Consider the following 13967-nt stretch of genomic DNA (forward strand, 5'->3'; position numbering starts at 1 on the left):
GCGTTCTGTGCGTACGATGCGTCAGCCGCGGCGTGCTCAGCAGCCGCGATAGACGGTCTTGATCTGCGTGTAGAAATCCAGCCCGGCGCGCCCCGACTCGCGGAACGTGGAAGTGCTGGAGCGCTTGAGTCCGCCGAACGGTGCATTGACGAGGTTGCCGGTGGTGGTCCGGTTGATCTTTACCGTGCCAGACTCGATGTCGTGCGCAAAGTCGTGCATATAGCGCGGGTTGCGCGTGGCGATGGCGGCGGACAGGCCGTACTCGGTGTCGTTGGCCTTGGCGATGGCGTCGGCGTAGCTGCTGACTTCGATGATCGCCAGCACTGGGCCGAAGATTTCCTCACGGGCGATGCGCATGGTCTGCGTCACATCGGTGAACACGGCCGGCGAGACGTAGTAGCCGTGGGCGAACTCGCCTTCGGTCAGCGGTTCGCCGCCGCACAGCAGCGTCGCCTCCGCCTTGCCGGCCGCGATGTAGCCCAGCACCGACTCCAGTTGCTTGCGCGTGGCCAGCGGACCCAGGTCCATGCCAGCCGCCATGCCGCTGCCGATCTTCAGCGTCTTCACCTTGGCGACAAGCTTTTCCGTGAACGCCTGCTTCACCTCGCGCATGACCAGGATGCGGCTCGTGCCTGTGCAGGCCTGGCCGGACAACGACAGACCGCCCTTGATGGCCAGGTCCACCGCGCGGTCGAGGTCCGCGTCTTCCATCACGATCAGCGGATTCTTGCCGCCAAGTTCCATCTGCGTGCGCGTGGTCATCGGCACCGCGCGGTGGATCTGCTCGCCGGCCGCAGTGGACCCGGTGAACGACACGGCACGCACGGCGCGCGACTCCACAAGGGTCGGGCCGACTTCGGCGGCGCTGCCGGTGATGAAGTTCAGCACGCCCTTGGGGATGCCGGCACGCACGAAGGCCTCAGCCAGGCGGAAGCCCGACAGCGGCGCGTCGGACGACGGCTTGAATACCACGGTGTTGCCCGTGATCAGCGCCGGCGCGATCTTGCGCGCGGGAATCGACACGGGGAAATTCCACGGCGCAATTACCGTCACCACGCCAAGCGGCTCGCGCTGGCTGTAGACGAGCATGTCGGGATCGTCGTTCGGATAGGTTTCGCCCGAGAAGGTCTGGCCTTCCACGGCGTAGAAGCGCAGCGTCTGGGCGGAGCGCAAGACCTCGTCGCGGGCCAGGGCGAGCGCCTTGCCTTCCTCGCGCGTCAGCTCGACGGCAATGGCGTCGGCGTTGGCCTCCAGATGTGCGGCGGCGTCGTTGAGGATCTTCGCGCGCTTGCCGATCGGGGTCTTCTTCCAGCCTTCGAATGCGGCGGCGGCGGCGGCCACGGCGGCGGCGGCGTCACGTGCGTCGGAGGCGGCGTGCCGGCTCACGATATCGCGCGTGTCGGCAGGGTTGACGTTGTCGGTGGTGCGGCCGCTGGTGCTGTCGCACCATTCGCCGTCGATGTAGTTGCGGTACGTCTCGGTCATCTCTCAGGCCTTGTGCAGGAGCGGGAAGCCGGACGCACGGGCGTGCGTCCGGGCGGCGTCTTTCAGGCGGCGATGGCTTCCGTCTTGCCTTCGACGTAGTCGTAGTAGAGCGCGGTGGTGTACAGCAGGCGCATCTGGGCGCCGATCTCGCAGATCTTCAGGCAGCGCTGCTGCAGTTCGGGCGTGTTGGCGTGTTCCAGCACGATCTGGTAGCCACGCTCGCCGTGGATCTCGTCGGAGACTATGTGCAGGTCGAAGAACTCGACTTCCTCGTCGGTGAAGCCGTATTTCTCGCGCAGCGTCGGGGTTTGCTTGCGATAGATCGACGGCACCTGCGACTCCAGCCCGACCACCAGCCCGGCAACCGCCACCACCGGGTCTTCGCGCATGGCCACGGCGTAGCACCAGCTCTGCAGGCCGCGCGTGGTGGGCGACATATTGTCCGGATTGACCACGCGCTCTCGCGTCGTGCCGCAGGCTTCAGCAAAGCGGATGAGCAGATCGGTGTGGCGATCGCCGCCGATTTCCTCTTCGTACATATTGGCCAGCAGGAAGTCCTTGGCCTCGGTCATGTGGTCCGGCGTGCGGGCGTAGATGTAGGCGAGGTAGTCCGCGAACGGGCCCACATAGTGGTAGTGGTTCTCCGCCCAGCGCCCCAGTTGCTCGCGGGTCAGCGTGCCACTGGCCCACGCCTTGCTGAACGGGGCCAGGTTGGCGCTCTTGCCTTTGATCGCGTTTTCGAGGGCGGCGCGGAATGCTTCACGGTTCATCAGTTCGGCCATTTGGGGGCTCCTGTTATGACGAGAGGGGGTGGGCTAGGAAATTCGCGGCTCGCCGGACGAAGCAACGAGCATCGCGAGGGTTTGTGGTTTGTATACTTTCTGCAATCGTTTTTAGGCGAACGAAGGCCCTGGGCGCGGACACCGCTCAGGCGGCGATGGCCTCCGCGTCGGTGATGCGCCGATAGGCCACGCCCGCCAGGGCAATGTCCTCGAGACCCACGCCGACGGACTTGTAGATCACGATGTCGTCGGCATGTCGGCGGACCGGTTGCCGATCCAGCAACACGTCAGCCAGCTCGACAATCTTGCTGTCCGGCAGGACGGCCTTGTCGGCCAGCACCAGGTCGCCCGCTTCGCGCAGCGATTGCGTGCGCCATTCGACGACCACGCCCGCAGCGCGGGACAGCGCGGTGTCGTCCAGTTCACGGGTATGGGGCAGGCTGGAGCCGATGGCCGCGATAAACGCGCCGGGCTTGACCAGCGCGCCGGAGAACAGCGGGGTGGTGGATCGCGAGGCCGTCACAATGATGTCGGCCTGGGCCACGGCAGCTTCCGGCTGCGCAAACGCCACCGGAATCCCGCATTGGCTGGCCAGGCGATCCGCCGCGCCGGCATCGGCGTACGGATCACACACCAGGATTTGCTTCAGCGGCAGCGCCGCCGAAAGTTGCATCGCATGCTGCGCGCCTTGCGTGCCGGCACCAAACAGCGCGAGCGTCGCGGCGTCGGGTCGTGCGAGATGTTGCGCAGCCAGCACCGTGCAGGCCGCGGTGCGCAGTTTTGTGATCGCGCCAGCGTCGAACGAGGCAAGCGGCCGTCCGTCAACCGTTGAAAACAGCAGGATGACAAACGAGAACTGACCGGCGATCGTTGTATATACCTTCGCGCCGGCCACCTGCTGACCGGGGATGACCGCCCCCAGCGTCGAAAGCTTCACACCACCGGCCTCCGTACGAATCCGTTCCTGCATGGCGGCATCGCCGCGACCAAAACTGCAGAAGGCATCCCGCATGGCAGCCTGCGCGTCGGCGGCCGTGACATGGCGATCAATCAGTGCGTCGGTGATATGGAGCATGATGGCGTCAGTGGGTGTCTCAGGCTTATTTCGGTATACAGTCTACACAAGCTCGAAAAAAAAGCCACCTAGATTTGTGAGGCTGGCACGTTGGCGGCTTTGTCGAAACTGGTGCGAGGTGCGCTGTAACCGTGCATTGAAGCGGGATTGCGCACCGCATTGGGGGCTTTCCCTAGCGTACGCAGTTTTTGCTTGTTATCCCGCTGCTGCGGGATATAGTATACAAAAACAGGATTACGACAGATTCATAACATCGCCCCCACAAGGGCCTCCACGATCAGGGGAGCCTCATGCAACAAACCGTAGTGATTGGCCTGGCACATTGGGTGTATCTGCTAGGCGTGGCCGTGATCGTGTTGACCATGATCATGCGGGCCAATGTCGTGGTGCCGTCCATCGTCGGCACCTTCCTCGTGATCCTGGCCATCACGGGCAACCCGGTCTCCGCGCTGGGCGGGATCTTTTCCGCGAGCCTCGTCGCGGCCAAAGAGCTCTTCAATATCTTCTTGGTGATCGCGTTCATGACGGCGCTGCTGAATGCGCTGAAGACGTTGCGGTCCGATATCCGCATGGTCGAGCCCTTCCGCGTGATCATGAAGAACGGACACAGCGCCTATTTCATCCTGGCGGGCATTACCTATGTGATCTCGCTGTTCTTCTGGCCCACGCCTGCCGTACCGCTGGTGTCGGCAATCCTGCTGCCGGCCGCCATCGCCGCCGGGCTGCCGCCGCTGGCCGGGGCGATGGCCATCGCCATCGCGGGACAAGGCATGGCGCTGTCTTCCGACTACGTCATCGGCGTGGCGCCCGGCATCAGCGCCAAGGCCGCAGGCGCCGCCGTCAGTGCAGCCGTGGTGGCGGACCGGGCGCTGATCCTGTCGATCATCACCGGCGCCATCGCGCTGTCCCTGGCCTACCTGTCGATGCGCCGGCACATCGTGCCGGCCAACGGCGCGCTGCTGGACCGCTGGCAGGCTCGCGCCACCGGAGTCGACACCACCGTCGAGTCGACGGGCACGTTCGACAAGGCCGAGATTGCCCGCGGTACGTCGCATACGGAACCGCTTGCCACGGACGCCAATATCGAAAGCAGCCTGGCGATGGTCGCCAAGCGCCGCATCAAATGGTCCAAGTTCTTCGCGGTGCTGACGCCGGTGGCATTCGTCTGCGTGGTGAGCCTGATGGTGCTGCCCAAGCTGGCGTCCGGCATGCCGGACCTGAAGGGTGGCGCGGCGGCGGCGCTGGTGGGGGGCGTGGCGGCGTTGCTGATGATGCTGGCGACGCTGGCCGCCGAGGGGCCGCGCAAGATGCTCGACATCTGCCCGGAACACATTACTGACGGCTTTGTGTTCGCCTTCAAGGCCATGGGCTCGGTGCTGCCGATTGCCGGTTTCTTCTTCGTCGGTGCTGGCGAAACTGCCGCGCAGATCCTCGGCGTGGATACCGGCCGCGCGCCCAGCCTGCTGTTCGAGCTGATTCAGGCGTACCAGCACATGATCCCGGACAACCACGTACTGGTGGCGTTCGGCGTGCTGCTCGTCGGCATGATCACGGGGATCGATGGTTCCGGGTTTGCCGGGCTGCCGCTGACCGGCACGCTGGCGGGGGCCCTGGGTCCGGTCGTCGGCTTTGACTCCGCGACGCTGGCGGCGGTGGGTCAGATGGGCGCCGTCTGGACCGGTGGCGGCACGCTGATCGCCTGGTCGTCGTTGATCGCCGTGGCGGGATTTGCCCGGGTGCCGGTGCTCGACGCGGTCCGCGCCTTGCTGCTGCCCGTGCTGGCCGGGCTGGTGGTCTCCACGATCTGCGCGATGCTGCTATGGCATTGATCGCAGCCTGAGCGTCGCTTCCCCCGTTTTCCTTTTCCCCGGTTCCGACTCGCATCCCGTGCTGTTCCATACGGAATGCGTGTCGCCCGAATCAGAGTGTAGAAAGTATACAAATGCCGAAAGTCGTATTTCATAAGAACGGCCAGGTCTTCGAGGATGAGGTGAAGCCCGAGACCAACCTCGTTGTCCGTGCGGGCATCAAGCAGTTTCCGTATCCGAACCTGCGCTACGAGTGCGGCATGGGCAAATGCTCCAAATGCGCCTGCCGCGTGCTGGCGGGCGCGGAGCACCTGCCGCCGCCGAACTGGAAGGAGAAGAAGCAGCTGGGCGAGCGGCTCGACCAGGGCTTCCGGCTCGCCTGCCAGATCTGGCTGACGCACGACATCGAGCTGGTGCAGGAAGAACAACAACCCGCCTGATGTCCACTGCCATGTACGTGATCCTGACCAGCAAGCCCGGGCAGTTCCGCACCGAAGCGGTGGCGGGCGTGGAGCCCCTGGAAACCTACGAATACCTGTTCTACGGCCGCGTCACCGCCAGCTTCGTGATTGCCGAGCTGCGCGAGGCGGTGAAAGTGCGGGTGATCGACGAAACCGGCGGGCCGGAGGCCGAGCCCGTCGTCAACCACGTGCCGTCGAAGTTCCTGGAGCGCTTCGACACGCTCGACGCTGCGCGGGCCGCCCTGGAGGCGCTGGCCCGGTTCGGCAGCATGGACCTCTCTTTAAGGAAGCAATGATGCAGGCCGAGACCGATGCGGTTGCCACCGTGACCGAGACCCGGATGATCGAGATCACCTTCGTGACGAACGACGGCAAGACCGTCACCGCGCCCGAAAACAGCAACCTGCTACGCGTGTCGCTGCGCGAGCAGGGCGGCATTCCGTTCAAGTGTGGCGGGGGTATCTGTGGCACCTGCAAGTGCCGGATCGAACGCGGGCTGGAGCATACCGATGCCGTCAAGGCCAAGGAGCGCAAGCACCTGACCGACGACGACCTGCGCGCGGGCTATCGCATGGCGTGCCAGACGTTTGTGAGCGGCGACATCGCCGTAGCCTGGTAGCGATAACGCGGCGGGGCTGGAGGGTTATCGCCCCCGGGAGCACCGGATGCGCGTGCGCGCGGTGCTTCCGGCGATTCAGATGCCCTGGCTGTTTCAGCCGGCTCGGGCGCTTCAGGTGTCTCAGGCACCTCAGTGCTTCCGGCGCTTCTGGCGCTTCTGGCGCCTCAGGTGCGCAGCCCGACCAGCCCTGAAATCTTCTCGGAGGCTTCCAGCAGCGGCGGCAGGAAGCGATCCACCATCTCCTGCGCGCTCGTCCGGTTGGCCTGCCCACTGATATTGATGGCGGCGATCACCTGCCCGGCCCGGTTGCGGATGGGCGCGGCCAGCGACACCAGGCCTTCCTCCAGCTCCTGATCGTTCTGTGCCCAGCCGCGCGTGCGGATGTCGGCGATCAGTGTCTTCAGTTCGTCGATATCCGTCACGGTGCGTCGCGTGCGCGGCTGCCGGTCCGTCGCGCGCAGCACGCGGTCCAGCTCCTCGGCGTCCAGCCCGGACAGCAGCACGCGGCCCATCGACGAGCAATACGCCGGCAGCCGGCTGCCGATCGACAGGTTGATGGTCATGATCTTGCGCGCGGGCACGCGCAGCACATAGACGATCTCCGTCCCGTCCAGCACGGAAATCGAGCAGCTTTCATGGACGGCCTGCGACAGCGCTTCCATGATCGGCTCGGCCAGGTTCCAGAACGGCATCGACGTCAGGTAGGCAAAGCCCAGGTCCAGGATCTTGGGCGTCAGCCGGAACTGGCGGCCGTCCGCCTGCACATAGCCCAGCCCCACTAGTGTCAGCAGGATGCGGCGCGCGCCGGCACGCGTCAGGCCGCTGGCCTGGGCGATCTCGGTCAGCGTCTGCGCGGGATGGCGGGCGTCGAACGCGCGGATCACCGACAGGCCGCGTGCAAAGGACTGCACATAGCTGTCGCTTGGCTTTTCTGTTGCGGCGTTGCCCGGTGTGCGGGGCGTTGCGGAATCGGCTTGGCTCGCCATCGATGGGGACACCGGCGCGGGCGCGCCGGAATTGGCTCGGAAAGGCCGAAAGGGTAGAGGAAATGCGGCGGGTTCGCTAGTCCGTGGCTCGCTTTACCGTCCCCCGACACATGCCGCCACGCTGACGGACGCGCGCGTCTCCCTCATAATGTGCATCCGCACAATGTCGCCCCGGTGGCCACGACAACTGTGTCAGTAAAGGAAATAGCGTCCGGTGAACGAAACCATCCAGTGGAATGATTGGGAAGCGTTCTGCTGCGTAGTCGAGCAGGGCACATTCACGGCGGCGGCGGAGACGCTCGACTGCCCCAAGTCCCGCGTATCGGCGGCGGTGGCCCGGCTGGAAACGGCCATCGGCGCCAAGCTGCTCGAGCGCACCACGCGCCGCATGCGGCTGACCGATGCCGGTGGCGCGGTCTATCGCGACGTGGCGCCACTGTTCGCTCGACTGCGCGAAATCCGCCAGGAAACCCTTGCGCGCGAAGAACGTGTGCAGGGGATGCTGCGCATCGCCACGCCCTATGAATTCGGTGCCCAGCAGCTGGGCGGGGTGATCTGCCGGACGCTCGCCGCGCACCCGGCGCTTGATATCACCGTCGAGATTTCCCAGGGGCTGGTCGATCCGATCCGCGAGGGATTCGATATCGCCTTCGTCACCGTGGAAACAGAATTGCCGGACTCCGGCACGATTGCCCGGCGCATCTGGCACGTGGAACGCGGACTGGTGGCGGCGCCGTCACTGGCGGCCAGCCTGCCGGCGCAGATGCACCCGGAAGACCTGTCGAACATGCCGACGCTGGCCACGCCCGGTGTATCAGTCTGGGAATTCGCGCGAAACGGGGAGCGGATCTCGGTGCCGATTCGTCCGCGTATGCAGACCTACAACGCCGAACTGCGCATGCAGGCCGCTTTGGCTGGGCTGGGGATCGCCCGGGTGCCGATGACGGCGGCGGAGACGGAGATTGCGCAGGGACGGCTGGTACGGGTCATGCCTGACTATCCGTTGCCGCCCCTCCGGGTGTTTGCGTTACTGCCTGATCGCCGCCTCCAGCCGCGCAAGGTGCGTGCGTTCATGGAGGCCATCGAGTCGATGATGGGAACCGACCTCGACGATCTGGGACAGTAGCGGAGCGTGGGAGTGCTCCGGTGGAACTTGCTTCAGGCCGGGTCCAGGTGTCTGGGGCGCTGAACTAAGGCGCCGGGCTTCAGGAGCCTCGGGTGCCTTGGACGCCTCAGGCGCCTTCGGAGAAGCCGTCGCGCTTTTCGGTGACAGTGCGGGCGCCGTCGGTGTACGGGTCACGCTTGTCGGATACGGTGCGGGCACCATCCGTGTACACGTCACGCTTTTCGGTCACGCCACGGGCGCCGTCGGTGTACGGATCCACGGAGCCGACGCGGCCGATGCTGCCGTCCAGGCGGGCCAGGTCCGACAGGGGTTGCGAAGCCTGGGCAGCGGTGGCGCCGACCGATAGGCCGATGGCGCAGAGCAGGGAGAGGGCGAGGGTTTTCATTGTGCGGTTCCTACTTGTTTTGGCAGATATCGCGGTGGGATTCCGCGATGGCTGTAATGTAGGCTTCGGCACGCACCGGAAAAAGCGTGAATCCTCGACAGACTGTCCAACTCGCTGAACAATAAGGGTTAACCCTATAGCGCGGGTTTGTGCTAGGGCGGCGGCACGCTCCGCCATCCTTCAGGGGTTCGGAGGCCGGGCGCCCCCGGCACCGTCACACCACGCCGCGGCTCACGCTGGCGATCACCATCAGCAGAATCTGCGCGATTACAAAGAGGATCAGCGGCGAGATATCGAAGCCGCCCAGACGCGGGATCACGCGCTGGATGGGCCGCAGCAACGGCGCGGTCAGGTGCCAGATGGCGGGCGCCATCGGCGATTGCGGATTCACCCACGACAGCACCGCCATCAGCAGCGTCACCCACATCACCATGCTGATCGCCCACTTGAGCACATTGAGCAAGGCCAGCGCCAGGATCACGGGCAGGAAAGCAAGCGGGTCGGCGCCCAGCAGCAGCGCACGGCAGAGCAGGAACAGCACCGCCGTCAGGTAGGCGGCGATCACGGTGGCCCAGTCGATGCCGCCAATGCCGGGAATGATGCGCCGCAGCGGCCGCACGATCCAGTCGGTGACCTGGAACACGCCCTGCGAGACCGGATTGCGGGACGGCAGCCGGGTCAGCTGCATCCACAGGCGCAGCAGCAGCGCCATGCCGAAAAGCGTAAAGACGGTATCGAGCAGGAACAGGACAATTTCCGTGAACATCGGGCGGATTTCCGGGTGACGGTTGTAGGGTGTCGGCGACCGCACAGATTCTGCCATACCACGCCGCGTGCGCATCATGAATGCGCGAGAGCGCACCGGGCGCAGTACTCGCCGCCCCTATAATGAGCGCCGGATTCTACCCAAGCGCCGAAGATCACCCCCATGCCACGCAAGTCCGCCCCGGCGAAGTCCGCCATCGACAACGCCGCCCTGACCAAGCAGGACTTCGAGGCGTTGTCTGATTTCCGCTACCAGTTACGGCGCTTCCTGCGGTTCTCGGAAGACGCTGCGCGCGGCGAGGGCGTGACGGTCCAGCAATACCTGTTGATGCTTCATATCCGCGGCTGCCAGGAAAAGAACTGGGCGTCCGTGGGAGAACTGGCCGAGAGGCTGCAGGCCAAGCAGCATGGCGTGGTGGCGCTCGTCAACCGATGCGAAGCCGCCGGGCTGGTGAGCCGCAAGGCCGATCCGGATGACCGTCGCGTCGTGCAAATCCATCTGCTGGCCAAGGGGGAGCGCTGTCTGAACCGGCTGGCGCTGCTGCATCGGACCGAGCTCGAGTCCCTGCGCAACACCTTCCGCGTGGCGCGCATCACGGCGTTCAATGACGACGGTGCCGACCGCTTCTGAGGTGCGACACCGCGCCGTGGTCTCGCCGTTACAGTCCGTTACCCAACACAATCTCTCGTGACACCTGCGGCCGGGTCGTGACCCTAGACTCCCGCGCATCGACCACACGCGCACTGGCGCAGGAGTTCCCACCATGTCTTTCCCGCTTCGTTCGGCCGTGCTGGCCGTGCTGGCTTCCGGCGCGCTGGCTGGTTGCGTTACCGCGCCCTATGGCAATGGCTATGGCGGGAGCTACGGGGGCGGCTACGGCAACAGTGGCTACGGCACCAGCGCCAGTGGCTATGGCAACAGCGGCTACGGCACCAGCGGCACGCAACTGAGTGGCGGCGCCGGCTATCCGCAGCAGACGTATCCGCAGACGTCCTACCCGCAGCAAGGCTACCCACAGGCCGCGTATCCCCAGCAAGGCTATCCGCAACAAGGCTACCCGCAGACCACGTATCCGCAGCAGGGATCCCCGCAGCAGGGCTATCCACAACAGGCGGGCTACGACCAGTACGGTTATCCCGGGCAGGCGCAGGGCAGCTACAACGGCTATGCCAATGATCCGTACGCGGTGCGGTACGGATGGGTGGAATCGATCGAGACGATGCCCGGACAGCCCGCCGGCACGAGCGGTGCGGGCGCGGTGATCGGCGGCGTGGTCGGTGGCCTGCTGGGCCACCAGGTGGGTGGCGGACGCGGCAACACCGTGGCCACGATTGGCGGCGCCGTGGCGGGCGCCGTGGCCGGCAACGAGGTGGAGAAGCGCTCGGCGGCCACGCCGCCGGCCTATCGCGTGCGCGTGCGGACGAATGACAACGGCTATCTCACGCTCACGCAAAGCAGCCCGTACAACCTGCGCAATGGCGATCGCGTAAAGATCCAGAACGGCGTGGCCATGCCCTACTGACTGGTGCTTCGTGGTCTGCGCGCCTGCGCAGACCCAGTGGCCCGGTGACCCAGTGGCCCGGTGACCCGGGCAGTCGGCGCGGCCCCCGCTCGGGTGGGGACCGCCGGTATGGTCCGCCTCAGGACAAGGTATTGACCAGGAACGTCAGTGCGCGACCGTGGGCCAGCGCCGCCGAGCGCTGGTGGTAGGAACCGCGAGCCCAGCAGTTGAAGCCGTGATCGGCCTTGTCGTAGACGAAGATCTCCGTGCCGCGCTTGCCGGCGACGGCCTGGCGTACCTGCTCCACATGCTCGGGCGTGATATGGGCATCGAGCGCGCCATAGTGGAACTGCACTGGCACGTTGATCGCTGCCGCTTCGTGCAGGTTGTTCTGGATCCCGCCGCCGTAGTACGGCACGGCCGCATCCACCAGTCCGCGCGCCGCTGCCAGGTAGGCCAGCAGGCCGCCAAAGCAGTAGCCCACGGCCGCCACCTTGCCGCCCGCGCCAATCTCCGCACGCAACGTCTTCACGGTTGCGGCGATATCCGACACGGCGGCTTCCACGTCGACTGACTTGCGCAGCGCCATCGCCTCTTCCATGTCCTTGCCGGCATAGCCCAGCTCCACGCGCGGTGCCTTGCGCCAGAACACGTCCGGCGCCAGCACGACGTAGCCGTCGGCCGCATACTGGTCCGCCACCGAGCGGATATGTTCGTTGACGCCAAAGATTTCCTGCACGAGCACGATGCCAGGGTTGTTCGCCTGCTTGCCGGCGGGCGGCAGGCTCAGGTAGGCATCGAAGCTGCCATCGGTGGTATCGATACGGATCCAGCGGCTGTTGGGCGTGGTCGTCATGGTGAATGATTCTCCAGGGGTTGGGAGCAATGCTTGCGAAGCAAGGCGCAAGTGTGCCACTGGCCGTGCAATCGTGCAGGCGGCCCGGCCGATGCAAAAAAATGCCGGCACCGCGGGGGCGGGTGCCGGCATGGGGGCCGCGCAGGGACGGCGGCCGCAGTGCTATTTACCAGTCAGCCAGTGAGGTCGACCTCACCAGCGCATTTGAACGTTCTTCTCGCCCGGACTCACCGTGGCTCGCTTGGACATGCCTTCATACGTGGCAACCACCTGATACGAGGCGTGCGGCCCCCTGATCAGGCAGCGCGGCCCGGTGGACGTGAATTGCGCCACTTCCTTGCCGTTGCGCATCAGCCGGACATTCACGTCCGACAGATACTCGCCACGACCGCCTTGCGTGAACAGCAGGCCCATATCGTAGTTGCGGGCCTCGCTTCGCATCTCGGCCTGCTCGTCTGCCGCCACGCCACCGCACATATAAGTGAAGGGGCCGGCGGTCGATGTGGTCATGTCGGCACGGGCGGCAATCGTCACACCGAGGGATGCCACGGCCAGGCCGATGGCACACATGGCGCGCGCCTGTCGGCGCATCGTAGTTCGATCGATATACATGGTTTCCTCCTGCCAGGTTGACCGGACGACAGGATGGCGGGGACGTGCGCGGCAGGTTCGGCACATCGGAGAGACAACAGCCAGTCACAGTCTCCGGAGGTACACGCTTGCAGTACACACCCGCGCCGGCGCAGGATCTGTCAGCGTTTGACTGATCTTCCTGCGGGACGATGCCGCGGGGGGTGCCGGGGAGGCGGGCGGCGAATGAGCAGGGAAAGCCGGAAGGAAAAGCGGAGGAAAAGCGGGAGGAAAAAGCGAAAAGCGGAAGGAAAGCGGGCCGGCAGAAGTGCCGGCCCGTCAACGGGCGCGATCAGTACGCCGAGGACTGCTCGAAGCGGGTGCGCCAGTTGTCCGAATAGGCGCGCACGACGGCGGCGTCCCCACGGATCAGCATGCCGTTTTCCGCATTGCGTTCCTGCGCGGACTTGGTGAAGTTGAACGATCCGGTGAACACGGCCTGGTCGTCGAACACCATGACCTTGTTGTGGGCGATCGCCGGCTTGGTATCGACCACGACCGGAATGCCGGCGTTCTTGAGGAAGGTGGCGCTGGTATAGCGCTCGGATACCTGGCTCTTGTCGACAATCACGCGGACATCCACGCCGCGCTGGTGCGCTTCGGCCACGGCCTTCGCAATCTGCGCGTTGGTAAACGAGTACGCCTGGATCAGCAGCTTGTGGCGCGTGTTGCGGATGGCGTCGATCAGCATGGCCTGGCAGCTCGGGCCATCGGGCACGAAGCACAGCGTATAGGTGCTGCCGCTCGCAAACTGGCTGGGGCGTGCGCTGGGGGTGCCGAGCGCATCGGCCAGGCGTTCCAGCGTGGAAGTGGTGCGGGCCTGGACGGCGCCCGCGGCGGCCAAGAGCAGGCTCGCCACGGCGAGCCGCCTGAATCGGGAAATCGAAAGGAGCATCAGCGTTTAGAGGTTGAGGCGGGAAATCGGCGGCCCGCAGCGTAACAGGCCGAGCCCCTCCCAGGCAACCGGCAACGGCCCTTGGGGCTATCCATTTTCGCTGCCTATGATGGAGAGATTCGGCGGTGGGCTGGCTGCCACCGCGCCGTGTGCCACGCGACACAGGAGACAGACCATGTCCAACCACACTTACAAGCTGGTCGAGATTGTCGGATCGTCGCCCGATGGCAGTGACGACGCCATTCGCAGCGCGCTGGCCAAGGCCGGTGAAACCATCAAGCATATCGACTGGTTCGAGGTGGTGGAAATGCGCGGCCACGTGCTGGACGCCAAGGTCGCGCACTTCCAGGTCACGCTGAAGATCGGTTTCCGCGTGACCTGAGCGGACGGGTCGCGACCACCGGGCGGCAAGCCAGCAGTCCGCGCGGCGTCCGTCGCGCGGGCGCCCACCTGTGCGCCCGTCCGGGCGGCCCTATCGCTCTCGCCATGCCTTCGCAATACGCGCCTGACGCCCCTCGTAGCGGCCCGGGCGCCGCCCCCCTACTGACCCGGTAAGCGACGGGCCAGCCGACGACGTTATGATGCGGGACCG

Annotated in this window: 17 protein-coding genes; 8 read left to right on the forward strand and 9 right to left on the reverse strand. The window is 65.6% G+C overall.

Translation table 11 applies throughout. The annotated features are described in order from the left end of the window. Window positions 1-36: 36 nt before the first annotated feature. The 3 genes from AC1DOX_RS21135 to AC1DOX_RS21145 all read right to left on the reverse strand — a co-directional run bounded on the left by AC1DOX_RS21135 (window position 37) and on the right by AC1DOX_RS21145 (window position 3342). On the reverse strand, window positions 37-1485 hold the full coding sequence (locus AC1DOX_RS21135) for an aldehyde dehydrogenase family protein (RefSeq protein ID WP_441622730.1): 1449 nt from the start codon (window positions 1483-1485) through the stop codon (window positions 37-39). A gap of 62 nt (window positions 1486-1547) precedes the next feature. Next, complete coding sequence (locus AC1DOX_RS21140) at window positions 1548-2267, reverse strand: iron-containing redox enzyme family protein (RefSeq protein WP_092140748.1); 720 nt, start codon at window positions 2265-2267, stop codon at window positions 1548-1550. 145 nt (window positions 2268-2412) lie between these two features. Continuing rightward, window positions 2413-3342, reverse strand: a complete 930-nt coding sequence (locus AC1DOX_RS21145) for an ornithine cyclodeaminase family protein (RefSeq protein ID WP_092140750.1) — start codon at window positions 3340-3342, stop codon at window positions 2413-2415. Between the two features lie 290 nt (window positions 3343-3632). Here AC1DOX_RS21145 and AC1DOX_RS21150 point away from each other — a divergent pair, with 290 nt between their 5' ends. From AC1DOX_RS21150 to AC1DOX_RS21165, 4 genes are all read left to right on the forward strand, one after another. Beyond that, window positions 3633-5171, forward strand: a complete 1539-nt coding sequence (locus AC1DOX_RS21150; protein ID WP_441622733.1) for a hypothetical protein — start codon at window positions 3633-3635, stop codon at window positions 5169-5171. 113 nt (window positions 5172-5284) lie between these two features. Continuing rightward, complete coding sequence (locus tag AC1DOX_RS21155) at window positions 5285-5590, forward strand: 2Fe-2S iron-sulfur cluster-binding protein (protein WP_092140754.1); 306 nt, start codon at window positions 5285-5287, stop codon at window positions 5588-5590. Beyond that, window positions 5590-5907 carry a ferredoxin gene (locus tag AC1DOX_RS21160; RefSeq protein ID WP_441622735.1) on the forward strand — a complete coding sequence of 106 codons (318 nt, stop codon included), beginning with the start codon at window positions 5590-5592 and terminating at the stop codon, window positions 5905-5907. Before AC1DOX_RS21155 ends, AC1DOX_RS21160 begins: the two co-directional genes overlap by 1 nt. Beyond that, entirely contained in the window at window positions 5907-6230 is a 324-nt protein-coding gene (locus AC1DOX_RS21165; protein ID WP_441622787.1) for a 2Fe-2S iron-sulfur cluster-binding protein, read from the forward strand. The genes AC1DOX_RS21160 and AC1DOX_RS21165 overlap by 1 nt, the downstream gene beginning before the upstream one ends. A gap of 164 nt (window positions 6231-6394) precedes the next feature. Here AC1DOX_RS21165 and AC1DOX_RS21170 read toward each other — a convergent pair whose 3' ends face one another. Further along, window positions 6395-7216 carry an IclR family transcriptional regulator gene (locus AC1DOX_RS21170; protein WP_441622737.1) on the reverse strand — a complete coding sequence of 274 codons (822 nt, stop codon included), beginning with the start codon at window positions 7214-7216 and terminating at the stop codon, window positions 6395-6397. A 214-nt stretch (window positions 7217-7430) separates the two neighbouring features. On the opposite strand from AC1DOX_RS21170, the gene AC1DOX_RS21175 reads away from it, so the two are divergent. After that, window positions 7431-8342 carry a LysR family transcriptional regulator gene (locus AC1DOX_RS21175; RefSeq protein WP_092140762.1) on the forward strand — a complete coding sequence of 304 codons (912 nt, stop codon included), beginning with the start codon at window positions 7431-7433 and terminating at the stop codon, window positions 8340-8342. A gap of 106 nt (window positions 8343-8448) precedes the next feature. On the opposite strand, the gene AC1DOX_RS21180 is transcribed toward AC1DOX_RS21175, so the two are convergent. Next, window positions 8449-8727, reverse strand: coding sequence for a hypothetical protein (locus tag AC1DOX_RS21180; protein WP_441622739.1), 279 nt, complete (start codon window positions 8725-8727; stop codon window positions 8449-8451). 214 nt (window positions 8728-8941) lie between these two features. Then, window positions 8942-9493: a YggT family protein gene (locus tag AC1DOX_RS21185; protein WP_092140766.1), complete on the reverse strand. Its 552-nt coding sequence runs from the start codon at window positions 9491-9493 to the stop codon at window positions 8942-8944. 162 nt (window positions 9494-9655) lie between these two features. On the opposite strand from AC1DOX_RS21185, the gene AC1DOX_RS21190 reads away from it, so the two are divergent. Together AC1DOX_RS21190 and AC1DOX_RS21195 are read left to right on the forward strand one after the other, a co-directional pair. Continuing rightward, a complete protein-coding gene (locus AC1DOX_RS21190; RefSeq protein WP_092140768.1) occupies window positions 9656-10123 on the forward strand; it encodes a MarR family winged helix-turn-helix transcriptional regulator in 468 nt (155 codons plus the stop codon). Between the two features lie 133 nt (window positions 10124-10256). Further along, window positions 10257-11015, forward strand: a complete 759-nt coding sequence (locus AC1DOX_RS21195; RefSeq protein ID WP_441622742.1) for a glycine zipper 2TM domain-containing protein — start codon at window positions 10257-10259, stop codon at window positions 11013-11015. A gap of 118 nt (window positions 11016-11133) precedes the next feature. Here the strand turns inward: AC1DOX_RS21195 and AC1DOX_RS21200 are convergent, their stop codons facing one another. From AC1DOX_RS21200 to AC1DOX_RS21210, 3 genes are all read right to left on the reverse strand, one after another. Continuing rightward, complete coding sequence (locus AC1DOX_RS21200; protein ID WP_092140772.1) at window positions 11134-11850, reverse strand: dienelactone hydrolase family protein; 717 nt, start codon at window positions 11848-11850, stop codon at window positions 11134-11136. A 192-nt stretch (window positions 11851-12042) separates the two neighbouring features. Beyond that, complete coding sequence (locus AC1DOX_RS21205; RefSeq protein WP_092140774.1) at window positions 12043-12462, reverse strand: hypothetical protein; 420 nt, start codon at window positions 12460-12462, stop codon at window positions 12043-12045. A 310-nt stretch (window positions 12463-12772) separates the two neighbouring features. Continuing rightward, entirely contained in the window at window positions 12773-13339 is a 567-nt protein-coding gene (locus tag AC1DOX_RS21210) for a phospholipase D family nuclease (protein WP_441622744.1), read from the reverse strand. A 211-nt stretch (window positions 13340-13550) separates the two neighbouring features. On the opposite strand from AC1DOX_RS21210, the gene AC1DOX_RS21215 reads away from it, so the two are divergent. After that, window positions 13551-13757 carry a dodecin gene (locus AC1DOX_RS21215; protein ID WP_092140778.1) on the forward strand — a complete coding sequence of 69 codons (207 nt, stop codon included), beginning with the start codon at window positions 13551-13553 and terminating at the stop codon, window positions 13755-13757. The last annotated feature ends 210 nt before the right edge of the window (window positions 13758-13967 follow it).

The sequence above is a fragment of the Cupriavidus sp. 01L415 genome, assembly GCF_056400065.1.

What these genes read in the sequence shown, in the direction of transcription:
- AC1DOX_RS21215 (WP_092140778.1), top strand. Translation starts at nt 13,551, where the DNA reads ATGTCCAACCACACTTACAAGCTGGTCGAGATTGTCGGATCGTCGCCC.
- AC1DOX_RS21190 (WP_092140768.1), top strand. Translation starts at nt 9,656, where the DNA reads ATGCCACGCAAGTCCGCCCCGGCGAAGTCCGCCATCGACAACGCCGCC.
- AC1DOX_RS21150 (WP_441622733.1), top strand. Translation starts at nt 3,633, where the DNA reads ATGCAACAAACCGTAGTGATTGGCCTGGCACATTGGGTGTATCTGCTA.
- AC1DOX_RS21180 (WP_441622739.1), bottom strand. Translation starts at nt 8,727, where the DNA reads ATGAAAACCCTCGCCCTCTCCCTGCTCTGCGCCATCGGCCTATCGGTC.
- AC1DOX_RS21195 (WP_441622742.1), top strand. Translation starts at nt 10,257, where the DNA reads ATGTCTTTCCCGCTTCGTTCGGCCGTGCTGGCCGTGCTGGCTTCCGGC.
- AC1DOX_RS21170 (WP_441622737.1), bottom strand. Translation starts at nt 7,216, where the DNA reads ATGGCGAGCCAAGCCGATTCCGCAACGCCCCGCACACCGGGCAACGCC.
- AC1DOX_RS21185 (WP_092140766.1), bottom strand. Translation starts at nt 9,493, where the DNA reads ATGTTCACGGAAATTGTCCTGTTCCTGCTCGATACCGTCTTTACGCTT.
- AC1DOX_RS21200 (WP_092140772.1), bottom strand. Translation starts at nt 11,850, where the DNA reads ATGACGACCACGCCCAACAGCCGCTGGATCCGTATCGATACCACCGAT.
- AC1DOX_RS21160 (WP_441622735.1), top strand. Translation starts at nt 5,590, where the DNA reads ATGTCCACTGCCATGTACGTGATCCTGACCAGCAAGCCCGGGCAGTTC.
- AC1DOX_RS21155 (WP_092140754.1), top strand. Translation starts at nt 5,285, where the DNA reads ATGCCGAAAGTCGTATTTCATAAGAACGGCCAGGTCTTCGAGGATGAG.
- AC1DOX_RS21205 (WP_092140774.1), bottom strand. Translation starts at nt 12,462, where the DNA reads ATGTATATCGATCGAACTACGATGCGCCGACAGGCGCGCGCCATGTGT.
- AC1DOX_RS21140 (WP_092140748.1), bottom strand. Translation starts at nt 2,267, where the DNA reads ATGGCCGAACTGATGAACCGTGAAGCATTCCGCGCCGCCCTCGAAAAC.
- AC1DOX_RS21145 (WP_092140750.1), bottom strand. Translation starts at nt 3,342, where the DNA reads ATGCTCCATATCACCGACGCACTGATTGATCGCCATGTCACGGCCGCC.
- AC1DOX_RS21135 (WP_441622730.1), bottom strand. Translation starts at nt 1,485, where the DNA reads ATGACCGAGACGTACCGCAACTACATCGACGGCGAATGGTGCGACAGC.
- AC1DOX_RS21165 (WP_441622787.1), top strand. Translation starts at nt 5,907, where the DNA reads ATGCAGGCCGAGACCGATGCGGTTGCCACCGTGACCGAGACCCGGATG.